We start from the raw sequence: 22,530 nt of genomic DNA on the forward strand, positions 1-22,530 counted from the left end.
AATTAAGGTTTCAATGATGAAATCGTCGGCAGTAACCTAATAAAGAAGTCTACAAATTTATCTTTGATTTTCGACGAGAGGAATTATTTGATTGCGCGTGATTGCAACCCTTCTTCTTCCAAGAAGAGGCGGAATGGTACGAGTTCTTCCGCTTCGTATTTTTCCTTGAAGGCTTTGATGGCTTCTTCTGAGTGTTGTTTTGGATCCAACTCAAGCACTTCTACTGGAAGTGGACGGTGTTGAGTGATGCGGGCATCGATCACAACTGTCTTACCTTCTTTGTTCAATTTAACAGCTTCAGCAACAACAGCATCGATATCTTCGATACGGTCTACTGTAAATCCAACTGCACCTTGAGCTTCAGCGATTTTTGCATAGTCAGCATTTGTGAAGTCACAACCAAACAAGTGTTTGTTTGTGTCTTCGTATTTGTCCTTGATGAAGGCATATTTACCATTTGAGAAGACAACGTTGATAACTGGAAGGTCGTATTGAACGTTTGTAATCACGTCTGGGTAGCACATGTTGAAGGCTCCATCACCCATGATGTTCCATACTTGGCGATCTGGATTGTCTTTCTTAGCAGCGATACCACCAGGAAGGGCAATACCCATTGTCGCAAAGAGTGGAGATGTACGCCACATGTTCTTAGGAGTCATGTGAAGGTGACGAGTAGATGTTTGAGTAGTGTCACCGACGTCAATTGAGTAGATTGCATTTTCGTCAGCGTATTTATTGATTGCATTGTAAACTTGATACAATTGCAATTCACCCTCAGTTTTACCTTCGAGTTTGTTCATGTAATCACGCCAGTTTTGGTTGTTCTTCACGTTAGCACGCCACCATGGAGTAGATTCAACTGGGTTCACTTTGTCAAGGATTGCTTTAGCTGCTTGACCTGCGTCACCAAGGATAGAAGCGTCAAGAGCGTGACGTTTACCAAGTTTGTAAGGGTCAATATCCACTTGGATGAATTTTTCAGTATTCTTGAAGGCTTCGTAAACTTCAGCAAATGGGAAGTTTGAACCAAGGAAAAGAACTGTGTCTGCTTCAAAGACCACTTCGTTAGCTGGTTTCCAACCAACACGGTATGCAGAACCTGTCAACCCTTCGTAGTTCCATTCGAAAGCTTCAAAGTTTTTACCAGTTGTGACGATTGGTGCTTTGATTTTACGAGACAATTCAATGATGACATCACCAGCACCAACTCCACCGAAACCAGCATAGATCACTGGGCGTTCCGCATTGTTCAAGATTTCAACAGCTTTGTTGATTTCCACTTCGTTCAAAGCAGGAGCGATGAAGCGGCGTTCGTAAGAACCTGATCCATAGTATGAGTTTTCGTCGATTTCTTGGAAACCAAAGTTTACTGGAATTTCAACAACGGCTGGACCTTTTTTAGAAACAGCAGCACGGCAAGCTTCGTCAATCACTTTTGGCAATTGTTCTGCGTAAGCTACACGTTTGTTGTATACAGCGATACCGTTGTACATTGGGTTTTGGTTGAGCTCTTGGAAGGCATCCAAGTTCAGCTCGTTATTTGGACGTGATCCAAGAATCGCAAGGAATGGAGTGTTGTCCATCGCTGCATCATAAACACCATTGATCAAGTGAGTCGCACCAGGTACACCTGAACCAACTGCAACCCCGATAGAGCCACCAAATTTAGCTTGCATAACTGCTGCAAGAGCACCAGTTTCTTCGTGGCGAACTTGCAAGAAACGGATATCTTTGTCTTCAGCCAAAGCGTCCATCAATGAGCTAAGTGTTCCAGATGGGATTCCGTAGATGGTATCTACACCCCATGTTTTCAATACGTTCAACATTGCTGCAGATGCAGTAATTTTCCCTTGAGTCATTCTAACTCTCCTTTATTTCTAATTTGATCCTGAAAAATGAAGCACAGCGCTTCTACTTCATCTTTGCGATTAAAGCTCGTCTTGAAAATGAATTTATTCTGACCATTCTCATGAAAACGTTTTACAAAACGATTACAGTACTAATTTAACACAAAGAGATTCACATGTATAAGGATCTGCTCAGAGATGCTCAATCCCTATTACATTACAGATGCTGAATTTGAGAAATTTTCACAAACTATCTTATAATAGGATATTTTATTATAAAATCTATGAACCCGTCTTCTCTTGTGGCTGTAAGAAAATATAAAAAGTGGTACAGAATCTTAAATGAATTCTGTACCATTTTTTTTATTGAGTCTAATCAATTTTCGAAACATTGAGAAGCAGCGAGCTAGTCAAAACAGACAAAGAACTAAGGGCCATAGCAAGACCTGCTAGTTCTGGATTGAGGGTCAATCCCAGTCCTACAAAGACTCCAGCAGCAATTGGAAGCCCAATGATATTGTAGATAGAGGCCCAGAAGAGATTGAGTAAGATCCTGCGGAATGTCTTTTGACTCATGTCAAAGGCGCGCACAACGCCAAGCAAATCATTTTGCGTGAGCACAATGCCACCGGACTCGATTGCAATATCCGTTCCAGATCCCATAGCGATTCCCACATCTGCGATCGAAAGAGCAGGAGCATCATTGATGCCATCTCCAACAAAGGCGACCTTGCTAGCTTCTTGCAGTTTTTGGATGGCGCTAGCTTTTTCTTGAGGAAGGACATCAGCAATGACGGTGTCAATTCCCACTTGCTTAGCAATAGCTTGGGCCACCCGTTCATTATCCCCCGTTAACATGACCGTTTTCAAGCCCCGTTCTTTGAGCTTTTTGATCGCTTCTTTTGAGCTGGCCTTTGGAGCATCTTGAATGGCAATCAAGCCAATCACTTGCCCATCCACAGACAAACTGATCACTGTTTTGGCCTGCTCTTGCAAGTCTACCATCCGTTTTTCAAGCTCCGGATCCATCGCTGTCCCGTCATGAAGTTTGCCATTTCCCAAGGTCACCAACTGCTGGTCGATCTGACCTTGGACCCCTTTTCCTTCAATCGCTTGGAAGTTTTCCACAGGGGATAACACCAAACCTTTTTCTTCTGCTTGGGATAATACCGCTTGGGCTAGTGGATGTTCTGAAAAAGTTTCAAGACTAGCAGCCAGTGTCAAGACACGCGCTTCATCTCCTACCACATCCGTTACAAGTGGTTGGCCGACGGTAATAGTCCCTGTCTTATCAAACACAACGGTTTGAATCTTTTGAACTTCTTGAAGAACTGTTCCATTTTTAATCAGAACTCCCATCTTGGCACTACGGCCGGTTCCGACCATCAGGGCTGTTGGAGTTGCCAAACCAAGGGCACAAGGACAGGCAATAATGAGGACAGAGACTGCATAGAGCATGGCCTCTTGAAGCGACGCGCCCAGAAGCACGGACCAAACCCAGAAAGTCGCAATGGCCAAAATCGTCACCACTGGAACAAAGATACCTGAAATCTTATCCGTCAAATCTTGAATAGGAGCACGACTGGATTGGGCCATTTTGACAAAGTCCACAATTTGAGATAAGAGGGTCTCACTACCAACTTTTTCAGCCTTAAAGAGAATGGTCCCATTGCTGTTGATAGTGGAGCCGATAACTGCATCACCAACTGATTTTTCCACAGGCAAGCTTTCACCTGTCACCATGGACTCATCAATGGTCGTACTTCCTTCTACAATCGTCCCATCAACCGCAATCTTTTCCCCAGGACGGACCCGAATCAAGTCACCAATTTGGATATCTTCCGCCGCCACCTCGACATAGTTCCCATCACGGAGAACTTGAGCCGTTTTTGCCTGCAAATCCAACAACTTTTCCACAGCCTCGGAGGCATTGTTACGCATCCGTTCTTCAAAGATTTGCCCTAAGAGGATAAAGAAGATGATAAAACCTGCAGCCTCAAAGTATACTGGCAGACCAGTAAAAAGGGCAAATACACTATAGACATAGGCTACCAGGGTTCCAAGAGCTACCAAGGTATCCATATTGGAATGGTGTTTCTTAAATGAGGCCCAGGCACTCTTGATAAAAGGTACTCCTGCTACCAACATGATCGGTGTTGTCGCTATAAAGTTTCCCCAGCGATTGACTGGATGAGATACAAGTCCTGCCCACATCCCGATCATCAAGATCAATAAAGGAAGGGTAAAGATACTAGTAATCCAAAAGCGACCCAGTAAACTTAAGACACGACGGCGTTTTTCCACAACCGTGTAGGAACCCTTTTGCATCTTCATTCCACATGAAAACTCAAAGTCCCCTGTTTCTGTCGGGGTAAAGGATATCACCTTATCCACACCGACTTCCAAAGGCTCTAAAATCCCCTGATCTTCAAACAAAATTTCCTTGTAACAGCCGGAAGGATTGACCCGATGGAAGGTGATTTCAGCAGGGATCCCTTTTTGAAGTTGAAATTCTTTGGGACTATAGCCCTTTTCTGCTGTAATACGGATCTTTTGCACTCCGTTTTCCACAACTGCTTTTTGTTTTTCTACCATACCTACTCCTTTATTCCACAATCATTTGACCATGCATCATGTTCATTCCACATGAAAACCCATATTCGCCCGCTTTTTCTGGCGTAATTTCAATGACATGTTTTTCACCTAAAGGCAAATCTTCATGAACGCCAAAATCTGGAAAGATCACTTGAGCCAGACATGAAGATGGATCCTTGCGATTAAAGATGATCCGGGCTGGAACATTCTTTTTCAGGACAATGGTTTCAGGCGAATAGCCCCCCATGACTTCGACTTCAATTTCTTGATAACCTGATTTCTGACGAGCTTGGCCGCTTACCTTTTCATGCTCTGCAAAGAACCACCAAGCAATAAAAGCAACCCCAAGTAAACAAACAATACTAATTAACAATCCAAACATGGAATTTCCTTCTTTCTATTACATACAATTGCAAGGGACTGTTTCGACAGCCTCTGCTTTCTTTTCTTCCAGGACCTGCTGCAGCTGATTAAGATCTGCAAGCGTAAAGTCACTCGCCTGAATCAAGTTATCAAGCACCTGGACAATTCTTTTTGAGCAAACCTTGTCTTTCACCTCCTCAACCACCAAGTCTAAACTCTGGTCCTGCTTCAACAAAGCCGAGTAGACAAAGACTTTGCCTGATTTTTCTCTGGTCAGACAGCCTTTCTCCACCAAGCGGGTCAAGAGGGTCTTGATGGTTGACTTCGACCAGTCAAAGCGCTCGGACAAGGCGGCGATCAAATCCGTGCTGGTCTGCTTGCCTTCCATCCAGATAATCTTCATGATGCGCCACTCTGCATTGGAAATTTGCATGACCTCTCCTTTCTAAATCTACATTTGTAAATCTTATGATGTTATTTTACACCTAAGATTTACATTTGTCAACCAAAAGTTTTAAAAAAAAAAAAATCTTCCTTTGAAGATTTGTCTGGTTGGGCTTTTCACTCCCTATTTTTATCTCCCTAAATTGTCAAATTAAGTTAGACTTTTTATGTAACTCAGAAAAACTTGGTATGGTGTTTGATAATTCAAAGACTTCCTAGGAATTCTATTGCTTTTATCAGCTATAGCTGATAAATAATTTTGAGAAATATTCGTAAAATCCATTTGTTTAGGTAGTCCATTTCGTCTTAATAAGCCATTAGAATGTTCATTGAGACCTCGTTGCCCAGGACATCCTGGGTCCGCAAAGAAAATATCAATGTCATGCGCATTCGAAATAGATTTCCAATTAGAAAATTCTTTCCTGCAATCAAAAGTGGTCGACTTAAAGAGGTGGCTGGGGACTTGAGACAACCATTGATTAATGGAAGCCTCAATATCACTTTCTTTCCGTCCATTGGTTTTCAGTGTGATGATGGCTTTTGAGCAGCGTTCTACTAAGGTAATGACTGCACTTTTGTTCTTTTCTCCCACAATTGTATCTCCTTCTTGATGACCGAATTCCGTCTTAAAATCGGGATAACTGTCTGCTCTCTCACGCAAATCGCTACGAAACGCTTGTTTTCCTCGTTTTTCGCTATGACCATTTGGTTTTCTTTAGCCTTTCCAAGGGAAATCCTCTTTCTTTATAATACCACGGTCTGCTAGTCGTTAGAGAGTTCTCATAGAACAAGAAACCCTATCTGGATAAGTTCCTTTAATAACATCAAGACTCCAATTTTGTTCTAAATGAGTTTGGATAAAATCTTTTTCTGATTGCGTAAGACTTGTTTTATTCCGACCACAACGTTTCTTATTGACTTTATAACGGTTATAGTAATCATATGCAGAGTGCCCCTCTTTCAGATAGTTGATGACATTGTAGATTGTCTGTTTTGATCTGCCAAGTGAAGTCACAATATCTGAAACTTTTGTGTTTTCTTGATAGTAAGCCTCCATCATTACGAGCTCGTTTGTGGTAAGATGAGTATAGGTCATTTATGTTAGTTTTTTTCAGACAAATATGGTGTTTATCTGAGCCTAACATAGATGGCTTTTTCTGTCTAGCCTAATTTACAAATTGGGGATTTTAAAAAATTTTATGTACACCAAGTTAAAAGTCTAGTAGAAACAATTCTACTAGACTTTTCGTTACTCTATCACAATCATAGCCTTGATGGTCTTGCGTTCATCCATATCTTTATAGGCCTGATTAATATTTTCCAATTTATAACTTGTCGTAAAGACTCGGCCTGGATTGATGTCTCCATCCAATACAGCCTTGAGTAAGAGCTGTTTGTCGTAGGTAGTAACAGAGGCAGCTCCACCTGCAACTGAGATATTTTGTCCAAAGGTTGACCCAATGGCACGGTTTTCATAGTGCGGAACACCAACAAATCCCATGCGACCACCATTGTGAAGGACTCCAAGGGCTTGATCTACCGCTGCTTCTGTACCGACACACTCAAGAGCTGCATCTGCTCCTCCCCCGAGGATTTCACGGACTTTGGCAATGCCTTTTTCGCCACGTTCAGCAACAACTGCAGTCGCACCTGACTCCAAAGCCATTATTTGACGATCTTCGTGACGACTCATAAGGACAATTTGTGAAGCACCACGCATCTTAGCTGCGATGACAGCACATTGACCAACAGCCCCATCTCCGATAACAACCACCTTGTCACCCTTTTGCACATTAGCCACACGTGCCGCATGGTAACCTGTCGGCATAACATCTGCCAGCGTCAAGAAGGATTTAAGCATGGCTTCGGTATAATCAGATGGTTGCCCAGGAATTTTGACAAGGGCCCAGTTAGCAAAGTGGAAACGGATATACTCAGCCTGAACGCCACCAGACCAGTTATTGCTCGGGTGGTTATCACAAGAACCGTCAAAACCAGCACGACAAGCATCACACTGACCACAACCGTGTGTGAAAGGGGCAATGACAAAGTCACCTGGTTTTACTGTAGTAACTTCCTCGCCCACTTCTTGGACAATTCCGATAGCCTCATGACCGCTATTTCTATGTCCCTCTTCGATTTCTGGATTGCGGTAACTCCAAAGATCAGAGCCACAAACACAAGTACGTACTATCTTGATAATGGCATCATCTGCCTCTTGAATGCTTGGACGTTTGATTTCCTCAATGCCAACCTGCCCAGCTTTTGTATAAACTGCTGATTTCATTTAATAACCTCTATTCTTTCGTTTCTGATAGTATATACTTTTTAACAAGAAATCGCTCACATCAAACACTCCCTATTACGGTCATATTTAGTTACTTAATCATATTTTTTTCCATACTTCTTTTCAAGCATTTTCTTAACTAGATATGGCATCTTGACATTCTCTCGACCTTTTTTAGCAATCAATTTTTTGACGAAATCAGGCATCTGAATATCTTCTTCCTCTTCTAAAATCTCTCCTGTGTTTGAAGGGGCTTCCAACTCATCAAAAGTCTCTAGTTGAGGTTGATAGTAACGATAGTCACCGTCTATATGAGACTGAATAGTTGAAAGAAGTGCTTTAATCAAACGAGAATCGCTATTTGGCATAGGAGGACGGTGATAGACCACACCAAGCTCTTGACAAAGCTCCTTACACTCCACATCATTATCAAAAAGAACCTCAATATGCTCACTAATAAAAGCTATCGGGACAAAAATATAGTGGGCAGGGTGTTTCTTCTCATCACGAAGGTATTCTAAGACATCAGGCTTAATCCAAGGAATACCAATATCACTTTCACTCTGCCATGTATTGGTATACTGGTCTTCTTCAAAGCCTAAAATTTCCACAATCAAGCGAGTATTGTCATAAATCTGATCGATATAAGGATCGCCAAAATCAAGGGCCAAAACTGGTACACTGTGAGCTGAAAAAATCACCTTATAGCTGTCATCTCCAATTTGATTTAAAATATTTCGAATCTCATCTGCCCAATAGTGGAGAAGTGACGGTTCTTGGTACCAATCCTTGATAATTTGGAACCTAATCTGCTCACTTTCTAAAAATTTTTCATATCCCATGACAGAATAGTAAGAATAATGAGGCTCTAAAATCAAGCACAAACATTCTTCAATTCCGTCATTCTCCATCTCTTTGATTACATCAGTGATAAAAGGGCGGGAAAATTTATTAGCAAAGTAGACCGACGCTCGTTCTCCAAGAGCAGAAGCAACCAAATCCACTTCTTGTCTAGTTATCCTTTGAAGTGGAGTTCCACCAATTCGGACGTAATTGTCATATAAAGTCTGAATTTCATGTGGTTTAGGACGAACACCACGCCGGATATTCGTGAAAAACTCCGCTACTCCTTCATAGGTAATCTCTTCTGGTGACCCAAAGGTCATCATCAACACAGCTCTCTTACTCATAATTACTCCTTGTTCCACGTTTGTTCTATTTTAGCATGAAAAGGCATAATTTAGAGAGTTTAGTGTCAAAAAAACTCCTAGAGAAGCCTCTAAGAGTTTAAAAACAAACCTTAATGATGGTGTTCGTGCTCACTTTCTGCCTCCAGCTCTTCGATATTTCGCTTGTGAGCACGGTGAGTTGCTAGGTCTTCATCCACTTCAATAGTGACATTTTGAAAGCCCCTCTCTTTGAGCAAGGTGCGGATAGACTCTTTACAGACCTCCATATGCTTGACATGCTCCAGACATACATGGACGATGGCATTTTTCTCCAAACCGTCCATGGTCCAAAGATTAAGCTGGTTAATACTAGCGACATGGTCCAACTCTGCCAGATCCGTCTTGATCTTCTGGATGTTCACTCCTTCCGGCACAGCATCCAGGAAAATCCTGAGCGTAGACCAAAAACGTGGAATGGCTTTTGATAGAATAAAGAAGGAAATAGCAAGGGACAGGAGCGGATCCAGGATATACCAGTCAGTATATCGGAGAACAATGGCCATCAGGATGACGGCGACCCAACCTAGGATGTCTTCCAAAAAGTGCAGGCTGAGAATGGATTCATTCTTGGTTTGTCCCTTACGAATGACCAGACTTGCTAAGACATTTACACTGACGGCAATGATTCCAAGCCAGAGAAGCCCTTCTTCATTGACAGGTTGTGGGTGAAAGAGTTTGACCATATTTTCCAAAATCACCATACCAGACCCTGTCATCAGGATCACAGCGGTCACCATAGCCCCTAAAAGGCTAAAACGCTTGTAGCCCAAGGTGTAATGGCTGTCTTCTTTCCGATTGGAAATGCTCTCTAGGAAAGCCGAGATACCAATAGCAACCGCATCCCCAAAGTCATGAACCGAATCAGCGAGAACTGCACTGGAACCAAAAATCCCTCCTGCTATAAACTCAACAATGGCAAAGCTTAGATTTAAGAAAAAAGCCAGCCAAACTGCATATTTTGTCTTCATAATCTTGTTTCCTTTGTTATAATGGGAGTGGAACAGAATAAATTTTTATAAAAATTTATTCGTATTCCCACCCCGCAAGGCTGATTAGGCGCTCTTCTGAGCCAAATAGTGAAAGAAGAGTCCAATCAGCTATTGCGTCATTCATTTACTCCAATTGATATTCAGAAGAATGAGACCATAATCTCTTCTCCTTTTTATCTATTATCCAATACTATCAACAGAAAGGATAGAAGCAAACCGTTCTCTGTGTACGTTATTGAACAGTTTGTTCAAATTGTCCATATGCCAGCTCAAGATCGTCGCATTACTAAGACTCGAAAAGCTATCTATAGTGCTTTTTTACAGTTACTCAACCAGAAAGACTACGAAGCCATCACCGTTCAGGAGATTATTGACCTTGCTGATGTCGGGCGATCGACCTTCTATAGTCATTACGAGAGTAAGGAATTATTATTGGATGAACTCTGTCAAAAACTCTTTCACCATTTATTTGAGCGTGCTCAACACCTCTCTCCTCAAGACTACCTGGCCCATATCTTTCAGCATTTCAAGAAAAATCAAGACCATGTAACCAGTCTCCTGCTATCTAAAAACGATTATTTCATACGTCAGCTGCGAAAAGAACTGGAGCATGATGTCTACCCGATGGTCTCTGAGCAACTAATCCAATCCTACCCCAACATTCCTCACTCCTATCTCAAGCACCTGGTCGTCAGCCACTTTATCGAAACCCTCAGTTGGTGGCTGAAAAAAGGTAAGTCCTATAGCGAGCAGGAAGTTGTCCAGTTTTATTTGGAGATACTGAAAGTTGGTTCAAACTAGAAAGAAGTTTTTTAATGACCCTCACTCAATTTTATTTTCTCTTTCCAGCCTTATTCATGCTTCACGAACTTGAGGAAATCATATGGATGCCATCCTTTGTCAAAAAACTATCAGCACAGTTTCCAGATATTCGATTCCTTTCTTATTACACTCCTTTAACTTTCAATTCCATAGTCATGGAGCAACTTCTACTTCTACTGATAACACTTTATCTTAGTTACCAATTTAACAACTATACCATTTACACAACCATTGTAATTGCTTATATCTACCATATTTTCGGACATCTGATTCAGACAATTTTCCTTCGAAAATATGTGCCTGGATTGTTAACGGGCATTTTTACGAGTTTATTTTCTCTATTCTGTCTCAAAAATAACGTACCCATCAATCTTTATTGGTACTCTTTCATTACCTTATCACTTATCCTTGTAAATCTTATAGTTTCATTTATGGTTCTTCATAAGAAGAATCTCAAACTAAGGTAAGTAAAGATCTTAACACTATCACGGGCATTTACTTTATTTATCCTAGAAAGAAAACAAATATGCAGCTTTATTTCATTTTTAACATTATTACAGTCTTCTTAGCGCTTGCTTTTGTCCTTATTCATCTTATTGCAGCGGTATCAGCTATTTTAAATGGCAAAAAAAGCTTAGGAACTGGATTTATTATAGCTGGGGCCATAGTTGGTATCTTAGCCCTACTCATTGTAATGATTAGTCACACCTGGGCAATTTACACCTGGATATTGGGTAGCTCTATGATTTGCTTCGGCGCTGTCATGAATGGTAAAAATAAAAAAAAATTCAACAAATCACACCACCTAATTCGTTTTGTCATTGCCATGCTTATTACTATTTTGTTATATGTTAGGCTATTTCTATTCCAATAACATGTGATGCTCACTTCTATAAATACAATACAAAAAGGCCTAGAGTTCCAATATAGGTCTCTTTAAGGATTTAGGTAAATGTACACTAAATGTGATAATCATTGTCATTAGCTTCTACATAAGAGAAGTAAACCTAAAAAGAGGACCCTACTGGATCCTCTTATTAATTGATAAAATCAAACCGAGCGATCTGAGGAAGCACCCGATTATCATGAAACGTTATTAAACACAAAAGTCACCCATGTGAGTTCTTGCCAGAAGCTGAAGTTAATCCTTCAACCTGGAAAACCCGCAGAGGTGACTTTTTCTATACATCTCGATTTTTCTGGCAATAATCATTAACCGATAAATATGTCTGTGAATCACCCAGCGACTCCGCTATGTCCATAATCCGCGGTGGTAGTAATCCCACTCGCTGGACAAGTTCGTGATCGCTGAACAATTCCCGTGGACTGCCGGCGAAGCCAAACTTCCCGTGTTCCATAACATACACCGACTCAAACTCGGCGGCGACCCAATCCATGTCATGGGTGATGGTCACAACTTGGTGGCCCGAATCAGCCAACTGATGGAAAATTGCGGTCAACTTGCGCCGGCTTTCCCAATCAAGCGACATCATCGGCTCATCAAATAAATAAATCGCCGGATCCACTGCCAAAACTGTGGCAACGCTCAACAGCTTGCGTTCCGACAATGACAGGTCATATGGACTTTCAGCTGTTTTATCATCCAAGCCAACTCTTTTTAGAGCCGCTAAAGCCCGCCTCGTAATCGTGTCGTGGTCATCCATGACCTGCGCGACACTCCACTCCACCTCTCGTTGAACGGTCGGGTTGAAAAGCTGATCGTCAGGATTCTGAAAAGTAATCCCAACCTTCAGTAACTTTTCGACTGGTTTAAGATCATTAAAATTTTCTCCATCGATCTTAATCACACCGGTTTGTAGTGTCAGCAAGCCCGTCAACAATTTGAAGAGCGTTGATTTGCCGGCACCATTTTGGCCGACAATCGCCACCATCGGATCGGCGAAGTGTTTGTCTTCAACATCCAAGCTAAAGGACCGTTCCGGATAAGTGAACGTCAGGTCGTTCAGTTCAATTGTGGACATAACGAACCTCCTTCAGATCAGCGTCATTCACCGGATACCGGCCATCAGCCAAGTGCCAATCCATTTTTTGAGCAAGTTGCTGGATTGTCGGGGCTGGAATCTGCCAGTCAGCTGCCAAATGATTAAACACCTCACCCGGCCTGCCCTGGGCTACCATTTGACCCTCGTGCAGCACCCACACAAGGTCGGCGACTTCGCACAAATCGTCAATTTCACTGGTGACAATGAAGACAGTCGTCTCTTTGACTTGGGCCAGCCATTGGAAAAATTGTCGGCGGCCAAGGGGATCCATCTGACTGGTCGGATCATCCATAATCAAAACAGCCGGGTTAGCCACAATCGCCGTGGCAATTGCCAACCGCTGGATCTGACCACCGGAAAGGCTCTCGGGACGCAAATTCAGCTGTTCAATCAGCCCCATTTGCGTGGCAACTTCTTCAACCCGTTTTTGAATCAGTCCTTCAGCCATTCCCTGATTAATCAAGTCAAAGGCGATTTCATCGGCAACCGTGTCTGCCAACCCGCTTAGTTGGCCAGCTGGATTTTGCAATACAACTCCATTCATGGCATTATAAACGGGCCAATTGTCGGACACTCGCTGGCCAAACATGTGCCAGTCGCCCTCAATCTCAGCAGACACCATTTTGGGAATGACCCCTGCCAGCACGCGGCACAAAGTCGATTTGCCGGAGTGGCTATTCCCGATAATCCCAACCACCTGGCCGGTATGAACCTCCGCGTTAATCTGACGCAGTTGTGGTTGCTCAGTACCCGGATAACGGGTGGTCAAATTTTCAATTACAATCCGTTTATCTTCGTCCATATCTTCCACCCAATCAATAAAATTGCCAATCCAGTCAGACCAATGTGCAGCGTCCGCGACAGGCGATACACGCGCTGGGAGGTTCTGACAGTCCGGTTGAGATTATCAAAACCTCTCAGCTGGAGAGAAATCGACCGCGTCATCGATTGATCCAAGGTCTTAATCACCAATGGAATTAGAACCGGCAGGACTGACTTTGATTTCTGAATCAACGTTTTTTGCGGATTGGTTCCGCGAACTTTTTGTACCTGCTGGATTTTCCGCATATTGCGCATCATTTCCGGCAAAATATAACACACCGACATCAGAACGTAGACGGTTTTATAAGACAATCCGGACAGTTCCAAATAGGCCGCGTTTTCTGAAATACTCGTGGTCACCATAAAAAAGCCACTGGTCAAAATAATCACCAATACTCGACAACCCAGAGTGGTGGCGTAAATCAGTCCTTCTTTGTAGAACGACACCCCAAGCACAGAAAACAGCACAGTTTGATTCCGACTGTAAAATACCCCTTGGATGATCAGCATGGTGCAAATCATAAACAGGCTGAATCCCAGCGCCTTAAAGATGGTAGAACTCAATTTGGAAAATAACAATAGCAGTGTTGCGACAAGAATTAATCCGGCCTGAAGAAATAAATTCATACTGGCAAAGCTCAACAACGTCATGTCCAAGATGAACAAGAGCTTAGTAATCGGATCGATCACCTGGTACCACTTGAACTTGACCCGTGGCGCTCCAGAAATCAATGTTTGATCAGTCATCATTTATCACCGCTAAAGAAGTGCACCAGACGCTTCGGCAGCTGACGATAGATGAAGAATGCCAGGTAGGCCACGCAGACTTTATCCAAAATATCCAAGACAAACTCATCGGTAAATGAGGCCAGCCACCTTGGTACATGATTGGCTAACATTACCACAAACAATGAGTCACCCCAAACGACACCGGTCTGACCCTTCCAAAAGATGAGGTTGAGTGGCGTTGAAATGGCAGCTGAAACGATGGCAATAATAATCGCAGAAACAAATACTCGTCGCGCTGACGAGAACCACCCATTGGCGTGCAAAACTCCAACAGCAATCCCAATTCCGATGCTGGTAATCGCATACACGGTTGAAATTGGCGATAAGGTCAGCCCATAGACCACGTTGTTGATGAAACCACTGATGGCACCGGCAACCGGCCCAGCCAACATGCTGGCAAGAAAGGTTCCCAAAGACCCCAGCCAAACGGGCAACTTTAATCCCTCCGCCAAAGCTTTGGCAACATAGTTAATCCCCACGGCAGCGGGAATCAAAGTCATGGTGGCAGCACTTAACTTAAACTTCCACATACTGGTACGATGAATAGGTTCTGTTTTCATAATCTTCTCCTTTTGTTTTTAAAGAGCCGTGTCTGTTTAGACTTTCGGACGCAACGCTCTATAGTATAGTCAACTGAACTCTTAGGTCTTATCACTTTACTAACCGTAGTCGACATAAGTTAATATAGTAAAAATACTATTTTCGAGTTCTTACTCATATCATACGCTTATTCTCGAAATTGTCAAGTTTTTTCTGAAAATTCTGCGAAAAAGTTCGGTAATTGAAAATGCCTAGCTTCTGCTAGACATCTTTTGTTTTTATAATGACTTTAATCGTTATTGCTTATACTTCTTTTTTTAACAAGACAACATCTAGTCTGTTACATAAATCTCGCCACGACTATAGAGGGCAGCTTTTCCTGCAAGGTAAATCCGATTTCCTTCTATATGACAACTAAGGTTCCCACTTCGCTCAGAGGCTTGATAAGCTCTAAATTCTACTTGTCCTAACTTATTAGCCCATAGAGGAATGACATGACAATGACCTGACCCACAAACTGGATCCTCCTCAATGGATAATTTTGGAGCAAAACTTCGTGTAACAGTATCGTATTTTTCCCCTCTAGCAGTGATATTTAAAAGTAGTCCATCTAAAGCTTTAACTTTATCGAAATCTGGAGTCGCAGCAATGACATCATTTTCATGAGGGAGGATACAAACTAGGTCCCTTCCAAGCCACGCTTCAAGCGGACGCACTCCGATTGCTTCTTCCATCTCACTTGTGACTGGAACTTGCTGCATAGAATATACTGGGAAATTAAGCTCATAATACTCAGCTTTCTTAGTAACCACAAGTTCGCCACTTTGTGTTGCAAAGGTAAGATTTTCAGCTTCTTTTTCTTTAAATTGAAAGAGAACAAAGGCCGTTGCCAAAGTAGCATGACCACACAAATCGATTTCTCCACCCGGAGTAAACCAACGTAATTCATAGTAATCATCATTTTTAACCGTAAAAGCTGTCTCAGAGAGATTATTTTCTCTGGCGATATTCTGCAAGGTATTATCCGATAACCATTCATCCAAAAGACAAACAGCAGCCGGGTTGCCTTTAAAAACGGTATCTGTGAAAGCATCAACGATAAATTGTGGGATGGTATATTGACTAATTGGCATGGACGACTCCTTAACTTTTTATCTTTATTATATCTGAAAATAGGATAGAAAACAGACAAATGATATCTAAAAAAAGCAACTTTAAAAAGTTACTTTTTGTACAAAGTTTTCTTTATTTCTTGATAACTCCTTCTTTTACCAAAAAGTCATGCGCTACTTGGGCAGCTGGTTTACCTTCTACTCCCACTTGGTAGTTCATCTGGCTCATTTGCTTCTCTGTGATTTTACCAGCTAACTTGTTTAGAATGCCTTCCAATTCTGGATGTTTCTTAAGAAGAGCTTCTTTCATAAGGGGCGCCCCTTGATAAGGTGGGAAGAGTTGTTTGTCATCCTCTAGAACCACAAGGTCATAGCGAGCAAGCTCCGCATCCGTTGAGTAAGCATCTGTTATCTGGATCTCACCGGACTGGATAGCCTGATAACGAAGGGCTGGCTCCATGGTGGAGACTTGTAGATCAAGACCATAGACTTTCTGCAAGCCCTTGTTCCCATCCTGTCGGTCATTAAACTCTAGGGTGAAGCCTGCCTTAAGCTGCCCTTCCACCTTTTTCAAGTCAGAAATGGTCTTGAGTCCATACTCTTGAGCAATTTTCTTAGGCACTGCAACAGCATAGGTATTTTCATATGCCATAGGTTTGAGCAAGGCCAGGTCGTCTTGTTGCTTAATACCATCTCGGGCAGCTTGATAGACTGCTTCTGGATCATGATTGACTTGTGGCGCCGGCTTGAGGAGACTTTCCGTCACGGTGCCTGTAAATTCTGGATAGATATCAATATCCCCTTTTTTCAGAGCTTCATAGAGGAAAGTGGTCTTGCCAAAGTTCGGTTTAACAGTCACTGTCATGTCCGTGTTTTCTTCGATCAAGATCTTATACATATTAGCTAGAATTTCCGGTTCAGGCCCTAACTTCCCAGCAATGACCAGGTTTTCTTTTTCTGGTTTGGGGATAAGACTCGGCACATAGGAAGCTCCCAATCCCAGAATCATGACCGCAAAGACTGTAAAGATGGTCCGTAATTTGGCCTTTTCCATCCATTTGAGCAGAAGGTTAAAGGTGATGGCTAAGAGTGCCGAAGATAGGGCACCAATCAAAATCAAACTGGCATTATTGCGGTCAATCCCTAAAAGGATAAAGGAACCAAGTCCTCCAGCCCCGATAAGTGCTGCCAAGGTTGCTGTCCCGATAATCATTACTGCAGAAGTTCGCACACCTGACATCACCACAGGCATGGCAAGAGGTATTTCAAACTTCTTGAGGCGCTCCCATTTGGTCATCCCAAAGGCAATCCCTGCTTCTTCTAAACTGGGGTCAATCCCACGCAATCCTGTAATAGTATTTTGAAGGATGGGGAAAATGGCATAAATAACGAGTGCCGTCAAAGCAGGCAAGGTCCCAATCCCCATAATAGGGATAAAGAGTCCCAGAAGGGCCATAGAAGGGATGGTTTGAAAGATCCCAGCAATCTGCAAGACCCAGTTACTCGCACGATCGCGCGTACTAAGATAAATAGCCAAAGGAATTGAGATGAAAATAGCAATAATTAAGGTCAAAAGAGACAATTGTAAGTGTTGTCCGAGGGCTGTAAGCCAGTCCCCAAAGCGTTCTTGAAAGGTTGAAATTAAATTAGACATGAGGGCTACCTCCAAACAAGTTTGCTACAAAGTCTGTCGCAGGTGCTTGTAAAATTGTTTCAGGTTCTGCGACCTGACGAATTTCTCCATCTTGCAAAACTGCAATCCGGTCGGCTAATTTCAAGGCCTCGTCTGTATCGTGGGTAACGAAGATTGTCGTCATGCCGAATTCTTTATGCAAGTCTTTTATGAGACTCTGCAACTGCTTGCGAGAAATAGCATCCAAGGCTGAAAACGGTTCGTCCATCAATAGAATCTTTGGTTTCCCAATGATGGCACGCACAATCCCAATCCGTTGTTGCTCCCCACCAGATAACTCACTTGGCTTGCGCTTTGCATACTCTGCAGCAGGCAGACCAACCTTGTCCAAGAGTTCATCGGTTTTAGAGGCAATTTGCTCCTTAGTCCAGCCCTTCATTTCAGGAATGAGGGCAATATTTTCCGCAACTGTCAAATTAGGAAAGAGGGCAATGGCTTGAAGCACATAGCCGGTACTGAGACGTAACTCCCGTTCATCATAGTCCTTGATGCGTTTTTCATCCATGTAGATATTGCCGTCAGTCGGCTCAAGTAGCCGATTGATCATCTTGATCATGGTGGTTTTTCCAGATCCTGAGGGTCCTACGAGCACCATAAATTCACCATCTTCAATATGGAGATTGACATCTTTTAAAATATTTTTATCTGTGTAGCGCAAGGCTACGTGTTTGTATTCAATCATAAATCATCCTCATTTTTCACGATCACTTTGCCGAAAGAATGGCTTCCTTCCAGATAAGCATGCGCTTCCTGAATTTGGTCAATCCGATAAACCTTTTCAGGCCGTACATCCACATGATACTGCTCGACAAAATCTACCAAAGCCTGAAGCTTGTCTGGAGACACATTGCCAGAAGCAAAAGTCGTCAAGTAGAGATTGCAAGAGAGCATCTCAATCGGATCAAAGTCTGGAACAGTCCACTGACCACCCAGAAGACCACAAGAACAGATCATCCCGCCTTCTGCTGTCCGTGCAAAAGTATCGAGAATAGCGCTGGAACCAACAAGATCTAAAACCTTATCGAACTGTTCTTGTGTTTGCAAGACACCATCCTTCTCCAAAATTACCTGATCAAATCCTACCGCCTTCAATTGGTCTTCCTTAGCTAAATTTCGGCTAGTTCCCGCCAGGTGAACCTTAGGAAATTTGCCTTTTAGCAGTCTAGCAAAGGCAATTCCTACACCACTGGTTGCTCCGCGAACTAACACGCTGTCTTTCTCCTCAATCTTGAGGTTAAGAAAAGAGCCAAAAGCCGTGTAATAGGTCTCAGGAAGGGCAATCAAGCTTTCCAAATCAAGCTTTGTCTTGATCGGATAAATTTGTTCATTGGGGAGAAGTGTATACTCTGCATAGCCTCCATCAAAGGCACGTCCCATCTCCCCCATAATGGAAATGATTTGCTGACCAATCCTCAAATCTGGTCGTGTCGTTTCTTCCACAAGACCAACACACTCAATCCCTAACACACGAGGAAATTTTACAGATGGTGATTGTCCCTTGCGAGTAAAAATTTCACTATGATTAATACCAAAACCTTGGATTTTCACCAGGGTCCAACCTGGCTTCAGGACTGGTTTTTGTCGTTCGACAACTTCCAATACCTCTGGTCCACCTGGACTGCTCACAACAACTGCTTTCATAAGGTACTCCTCTTTTTCTACAGTTCATTTTCTTTAGCTTTTAGATTTGAGATAATCCGCTCTTGATAGGCTTCAAATTCTCGGATTTCTTGGTCAGAAAAACCTTGGTAGAAAATCTCTCCCAATTCCTTGCTGACACGATCCCCAATTTCTTTTTGCGCCCAACCGAGGTCTGTCAAAGAAATATATTTTTTCCTTTTATCCTGCGTGCAAGGTTGAATTGTAACCAAGCCTTGTTCTGCCAATTTTTTAACCATGCTGGTCAATGTATTATTGGCTAGACCAGTCGCAAGAGCGATATCGGTCGCAGTAGCGCACCCCAATTCTTGCTTCCACAAAATCGTTAAAATTTTCCCCTGTTCACTTCGGTATTGGGCATCTGGTTCCTTGCTCAGCAACTTTTGAAACAGTCTCCCGTTCAACAAACGAATCTGTAGAGCTTGGTAGCCTCCTAACATCTTGTCCATTTTGTCTCCTTTTTCTTCTATATAGAACTTTCTACATCTATTGTAAATCTACTCATTACATCTGTCAACTATTTCGATATAGAAATAATTATAAAAACAAAAAAACTTTCCTAATCATCTAGGAAAGTTCTAACTATAATCGAATAATATCTTTAAACGAGCTTACTCAGCCTTAGTAATATCTTCACGCATTTCATCGACATTGAATTTAGCGAAGAGATACTGACGATCTTGAACTGGGAAACGTTGATCGAGTTGGTCAACTGGACCAACTTCAACAATACCATTATCAATAATGAAGTCCATAACGTGCCCACCGAAAGACAAATCATCCGAAATAAAGTGTAAATGATAGCCAGCTACACTAACTCCATGGAACATCTCAGGAGTCCAAATACCAACAATGGTACCTGAAATATTATCAGCTTCATACTCCGGCTGATGTGTTGCCACCTCTGCAAACTTAGTATCCGGGGCAGATTTAGGAATCATACGAACATGCATGTGCTTAAAGTGACCCTTAATTTTGATGGAACGGAAGAGATTAACCCCATCATAGTAAGATTCAATACGTTCTTCAAGTTCCTTATCAGTCATTTCAAAGCGTTGTCGGAAGATAACTTCGGCTTGGTGTGGAACTACAGCTGCATAAGGTACTTTTTCATTAGCAGCAACCTCAACAACCTCAACCTTACCTTCTGACCCCTTGGCCTGATAAGCTTTACCATCAAGGACAATTAGCTCCCCATCAATGGAATCAAGGGTTCCAAGCCCCAAGTCCCCATGTTCTAAAAGTTCACCAACTGTTAACGTACCCCCGTAAAGCCCAGCCATTAAGGCTCCCAAGGTATTATATTGAAATAATTTTATGGCTTCAGACATGTGTACACCTTCTTCTTAATAAAATTCATCAGGCAAGATAGTTTCGCCGAGTTTAATATTGTCTCTGTAGTCTATTGGCACATCAATGAGGACAGGTCCATTATCAGAGTCTTGAAGTGCTTGTTGAAGTAATTGCGCAAAGGCTTCTTTGCTTGTCGCACGATAGCCCTTGGCACCAAAGCTCTCAGCATATTTTACAAAATCAACAGGGCCAAAGTCAACCCCTGACGAGCGACCATACTTCATTTCTTCCTGAAATTCCACCATATTATAGTGCCCATCATTCCAGATGATATGAACAATTGGCAGTTTCAAACGAACCGCTGTTTCCAACTCTTGTCCAGAGAAGAGGAAACCACCATCACCAGAAATTGAGATAACCTTTTCCTTTGGACGAACCAAGGCTGCAGAAATCGCCCAAGGAAGAGCAACACCCAAGGTCTGCATCCCGTTTGAGAATAGCAAATGACGAGGTTCGTAAGATTTGAAATAACGTGCCATCCAAATATAGTGACTACCAACGTCAACTGTAACCGTCATATCATCCTCAGTTTGATCTTGCAAGACTTCAATCAAATCAAGTGGATGGACCGTACCTTCTTCAGGCTGACGGTCAAATTTGACATCATCAACGACAGTATCTTTCAAACCTTTAAGATATTCAACTGAGCCTTCAGGTAATTGATATCCTTGGATTGCTGGCAAAAGCAAATCCAAAGTTGCTTCAACATTACCAATCAACTCACGTTCTGGTTGGAAATAAGTATCAACGTCAGCAGGTTCTACATCGATAACAATGATACGAGCTGAAATCTCAGCATTCCAGTTGCGTGCCTCATACTCGATTGGGTCATAACCGATTGCAATAATCAAGTCTGACTTTTTAAGTAACATGTCACCAGGTTGATTACGGAAAAGCCCAACACGGCCAAAGAAAGTGTCCTCTTCGAGGTCTCTAGAAACAATACCTGCTCCTTGGAAAGTTTCAACCACTGGCAATTTAACATGCTCCAAAATCTGACGAATAGACTGAGTTACTGCCTCTGATGAAGCACCATTCCCCAAAAGGAAAACAGGCAAAACAGCATTTTTAATGGCTTGTGCCAAATAATTAATATCAGAGACAGAAGCTGACCCCAGTTTTGGATCAGTCAATGGCTTAATAGCCTTGACACTGACTGGAGCGTCTGTAACGTCTTGAGGAATAGAAATGAAACTTGCACCAGGCTTACCTGCTTTAGCATGACGATAAGCATTGGCTACAATCTCAGAAAGGGTATTGGCATCATGGACTTCAGCTGCATACTTCGTGATTGGCTCTAACATAGCAACGTTATTCATTGATTGGTGGGCACGTTTCAAGAGGTCTGCACGCTTAACCTGACCACCAATAGCAAGAACAGGGTCCCCTTCATCAGTTGCCGTAACCAAACCAGTCGCCAAGTTAGAAACACCGGGACCAGATGTCACCAAGACAACACCGGGTTTTCCGGTAATTCGACCAACTCCTTGAGCCATAAAAGCTGCATTTTGCTCATGACGAGCAACAATCAATTCCGGCCCCTTATCTTCAAGCGTATCAAAAACCCTATCAATTTTCGCTCCAGGTATCCCGAAAACATACTTAACATCGTGGTTAATCAAGCTATCAACCACTAAATCAGCACCATACAATTGCTTTCCTTCTGACATTAACCAAGTCCTTTTGGCTCATCAACTACAGAGCCTACTTTCCTTTCAAATATAAGTCATAAAGGGTCAAAGCCTGATCGATTTTTCACAAACTTTAATCACTTCACAATTCTGTTATCATTATAGCACAGTTTTTAAGCATTCTTGTGAAAAAAAGATTGTGAATTTTTGCACTTCTAAATCAAAATAAACACCTGAATGCTATCAGATGTTTATGTGTTTTTGACTTTAGAAAATTGGCTCTATAATTTCTGTAGTGGGTAAAACCACCATAGGAATTATGGAGCCGATTTTGTTGTAGAAAAAAAGCCCC

General features: G+C 42.4%; 21 protein-coding genes and 1 pseudogene. 3 read left to right on the plus strand and 19 right to left on the minus strand.

Annotated features, from left to right (window positions below; translation table 11 throughout):
• Positions 1-83 precede the first annotated feature (83 nt).
• The 8 genes and pseudogenes from spxB to QRD39_RS03400 all read right to left on the minus strand — a co-directional run bounded on the left by spxB (position 84) and on the right by QRD39_RS03400 (position 9,733).
• A complete protein-coding gene (spxB, locus tag QRD39_RS03365) occupies positions 84-1,859 on the minus strand; it encodes a pyruvate oxidase (RefSeq protein WP_285955663.1) in 1,776 nt (591 codons plus the stop codon).
• 360 nt (positions 1,860-2,219) lie between these two features.
• Complete coding sequence (locus tag QRD39_RS03370; RefSeq protein WP_285955664.1) at positions 2,220-4,442, minus strand: heavy metal translocating P-type ATPase; 2,223 nt, start codon at positions 4,440-4,442, stop codon at positions 2,220-2,222.
• 10 nt (positions 4,443-4,452) lie between these two features.
• Positions 4,453-4,824 (minus strand): cupredoxin domain-containing protein, encoded by a 372-nt coding sequence (locus QRD39_RS03375; RefSeq protein ID WP_285955665.1) that lies wholly within the window; start codon positions 4,822-4,824, stop codon positions 4,453-4,455.
• Positions 4,825-4,842: 18 nt separating this feature from the next.
• A complete protein-coding gene (locus QRD39_RS03380) occupies positions 4,843-5,238 on the minus strand; it encodes a CopY/TcrY family copper transport repressor (protein ID WP_285955666.1) in 396 nt (131 codons plus the stop codon).
• Between the two features lie 162 nt (positions 5,239-5,400).
• Positions 5,401-6,345, minus strand: a pseudogene (locus QRD39_RS03385) (IS30 family transposase).
• 153 nt (positions 6,346-6,498) lie between these two features.
• Positions 6,499-7,536 carry a zinc-binding dehydrogenase gene (locus QRD39_RS03390; protein WP_285955667.1) on the minus strand — a complete coding sequence of 346 codons (1,038 nt, stop codon included), beginning with the start codon at positions 7,534-7,536 and terminating at the stop codon, positions 6,499-6,501.
• 95 nt (positions 7,537-7,631) lie between these two features.
• Positions 7,632-8,726, minus strand: a complete 1,095-nt coding sequence (gene hemH, locus QRD39_RS03395; RefSeq protein WP_285955668.1) for a ferrochelatase — start codon at positions 8,724-8,726, stop codon at positions 7,632-7,634.
• Positions 8,727-8,836: 110 nt separating this feature from the next.
• Complete coding sequence (locus QRD39_RS03400) at positions 8,837-9,733, minus strand: cation diffusion facilitator family transporter (protein WP_285955669.1); 897 nt, start codon at positions 9,731-9,733, stop codon at positions 8,837-8,839.
• 282 nt (positions 9,734-10,015) lie between these two features.
• On the opposite strand from QRD39_RS03400, the gene QRD39_RS03405 reads away from it, so the two are divergent.
• Genes QRD39_RS03405 through QRD39_RS03415 form a run of 3 tightly spaced genes read left to right on the plus strand, consistent with a single transcriptional unit; the run spans position 10,016 to position 11,450 of the window.
• Positions 10,016-10,555, plus strand: coding sequence for a TetR/AcrR family transcriptional regulator (locus tag QRD39_RS03405; protein WP_285955683.1), 540 nt, complete (start codon positions 10,016-10,018; stop codon positions 10,553-10,555).
• A 14-nt stretch (positions 10,556-10,569) separates the two neighbouring features.
• Positions 10,570-11,043, plus strand: a complete 474-nt coding sequence (locus QRD39_RS03410; protein WP_285955670.1) for an HXXEE domain-containing protein — start codon at positions 10,570-10,572, stop codon at positions 11,041-11,043.
• Between the two features lie 59 nt (positions 11,044-11,102).
• Complete coding sequence (locus QRD39_RS03415; RefSeq protein ID WP_285955671.1) at positions 11,103-11,450, plus strand: hypothetical protein; 348 nt, start codon at positions 11,103-11,105, stop codon at positions 11,448-11,450.
• Positions 11,451-11,757: 307 nt separating this feature from the next.
• On the opposite strand, the gene QRD39_RS03420 is transcribed toward QRD39_RS03415, so the two are convergent.
• The 11 genes from QRD39_RS03420 to alsS form a co-directional block, all read right to left on the minus strand.
• Entirely contained in the window at positions 11,758-12,558 is an 801-nt protein-coding gene (locus tag QRD39_RS03420) for an ABC transporter ATP-binding protein (protein ID WP_285955672.1), read from the minus strand.
• Complete coding sequence (locus QRD39_RS03425; protein WP_285955673.1) at positions 12,545-13,381, minus strand: ABC transporter ATP-binding protein; 837 nt, start codon at positions 13,379-13,381, stop codon at positions 12,545-12,547. Before QRD39_RS03425 ends, QRD39_RS03420 begins: the two co-directional genes overlap by 14 nt.
• Complete coding sequence (locus QRD39_RS03430; RefSeq protein ID WP_285955684.1) at positions 13,357-14,148, minus strand: energy-coupling factor transporter transmembrane component T; 792 nt, start codon at positions 14,146-14,148, stop codon at positions 13,357-13,359. Before QRD39_RS03430 ends, QRD39_RS03425 begins: the two co-directional genes overlap by 25 nt.
• A complete protein-coding gene (locus QRD39_RS03435; protein WP_285955674.1) occupies positions 14,148-14,750 on the minus strand; it encodes an ECF transporter S component in 603 nt (200 codons plus the stop codon). Before QRD39_RS03435 ends, QRD39_RS03430 begins: the two co-directional genes overlap by 1 nt.
• 312 nt (positions 14,751-15,062) lie before the next feature.
• Positions 15,063-15,863: a PhzF family phenazine biosynthesis protein gene (locus QRD39_RS03440; RefSeq protein WP_285955675.1), complete on the minus strand. Its 801-nt coding sequence runs from the start codon at positions 15,861-15,863 to the stop codon at positions 15,063-15,065.
• A 112-nt stretch (positions 15,864-15,975) separates the two neighbouring features.
• Positions 15,976-17,496, minus strand: a complete 1,521-nt coding sequence (locus tag QRD39_RS03445) for an ABC transporter permease/substrate-binding protein (RefSeq protein ID WP_285955676.1) — start codon at positions 17,494-17,496, stop codon at positions 15,976-15,978.
• Positions 17,489-18,217: an ABC transporter ATP-binding protein gene (locus tag QRD39_RS03450; RefSeq protein ID WP_285955677.1), complete on the minus strand. Its 729-nt coding sequence runs from the start codon at positions 18,215-18,217 to the stop codon at positions 17,489-17,491. Before QRD39_RS03450 ends, QRD39_RS03445 begins: the two co-directional genes overlap by 8 nt.
• Positions 18,214-19,176, minus strand: a complete 963-nt coding sequence (locus tag QRD39_RS03455) for a zinc-binding dehydrogenase (protein WP_285955678.1) — start codon at positions 19,174-19,176, stop codon at positions 18,214-18,216. The genes QRD39_RS03450 and QRD39_RS03455 overlap by 4 nt, the downstream gene beginning before the upstream one ends.
• Positions 19,177-19,193: 17 nt before the next feature.
• Positions 19,194-19,643 (minus strand): MarR family winged helix-turn-helix transcriptional regulator, encoded by a 450-nt coding sequence (locus QRD39_RS03460; protein ID WP_285955679.1) that lies wholly within the window; start codon positions 19,641-19,643, stop codon positions 19,194-19,196.
• A gap of 162 nt (positions 19,644-19,805) precedes the next feature.
• Positions 19,806-20,525, minus strand: coding sequence for an acetolactate decarboxylase (budA, locus tag QRD39_RS03465; RefSeq protein ID WP_008534730.1), 720 nt, complete (start codon positions 20,523-20,525; stop codon positions 19,806-19,808).
• 15 nt (positions 20,526-20,540) lie between these two features.
• Positions 20,541-22,217: an acetolactate synthase AlsS gene (gene alsS, locus QRD39_RS03470; RefSeq protein ID WP_285955680.1), complete on the minus strand. Its 1,677-nt coding sequence runs from the start codon at positions 22,215-22,217 to the stop codon at positions 20,541-20,543.
• Positions 22,218-22,530: the final 313 nt, after the last annotated feature.

This window comes from Streptococcus raffinosi (assembly GCF_030284685.1).
GTDB classification, from domain to species: Bacteria; Bacillota; Bacilli; order Lactobacillales; family Streptococcaceae; genus Streptococcus; species Streptococcus raffinosi.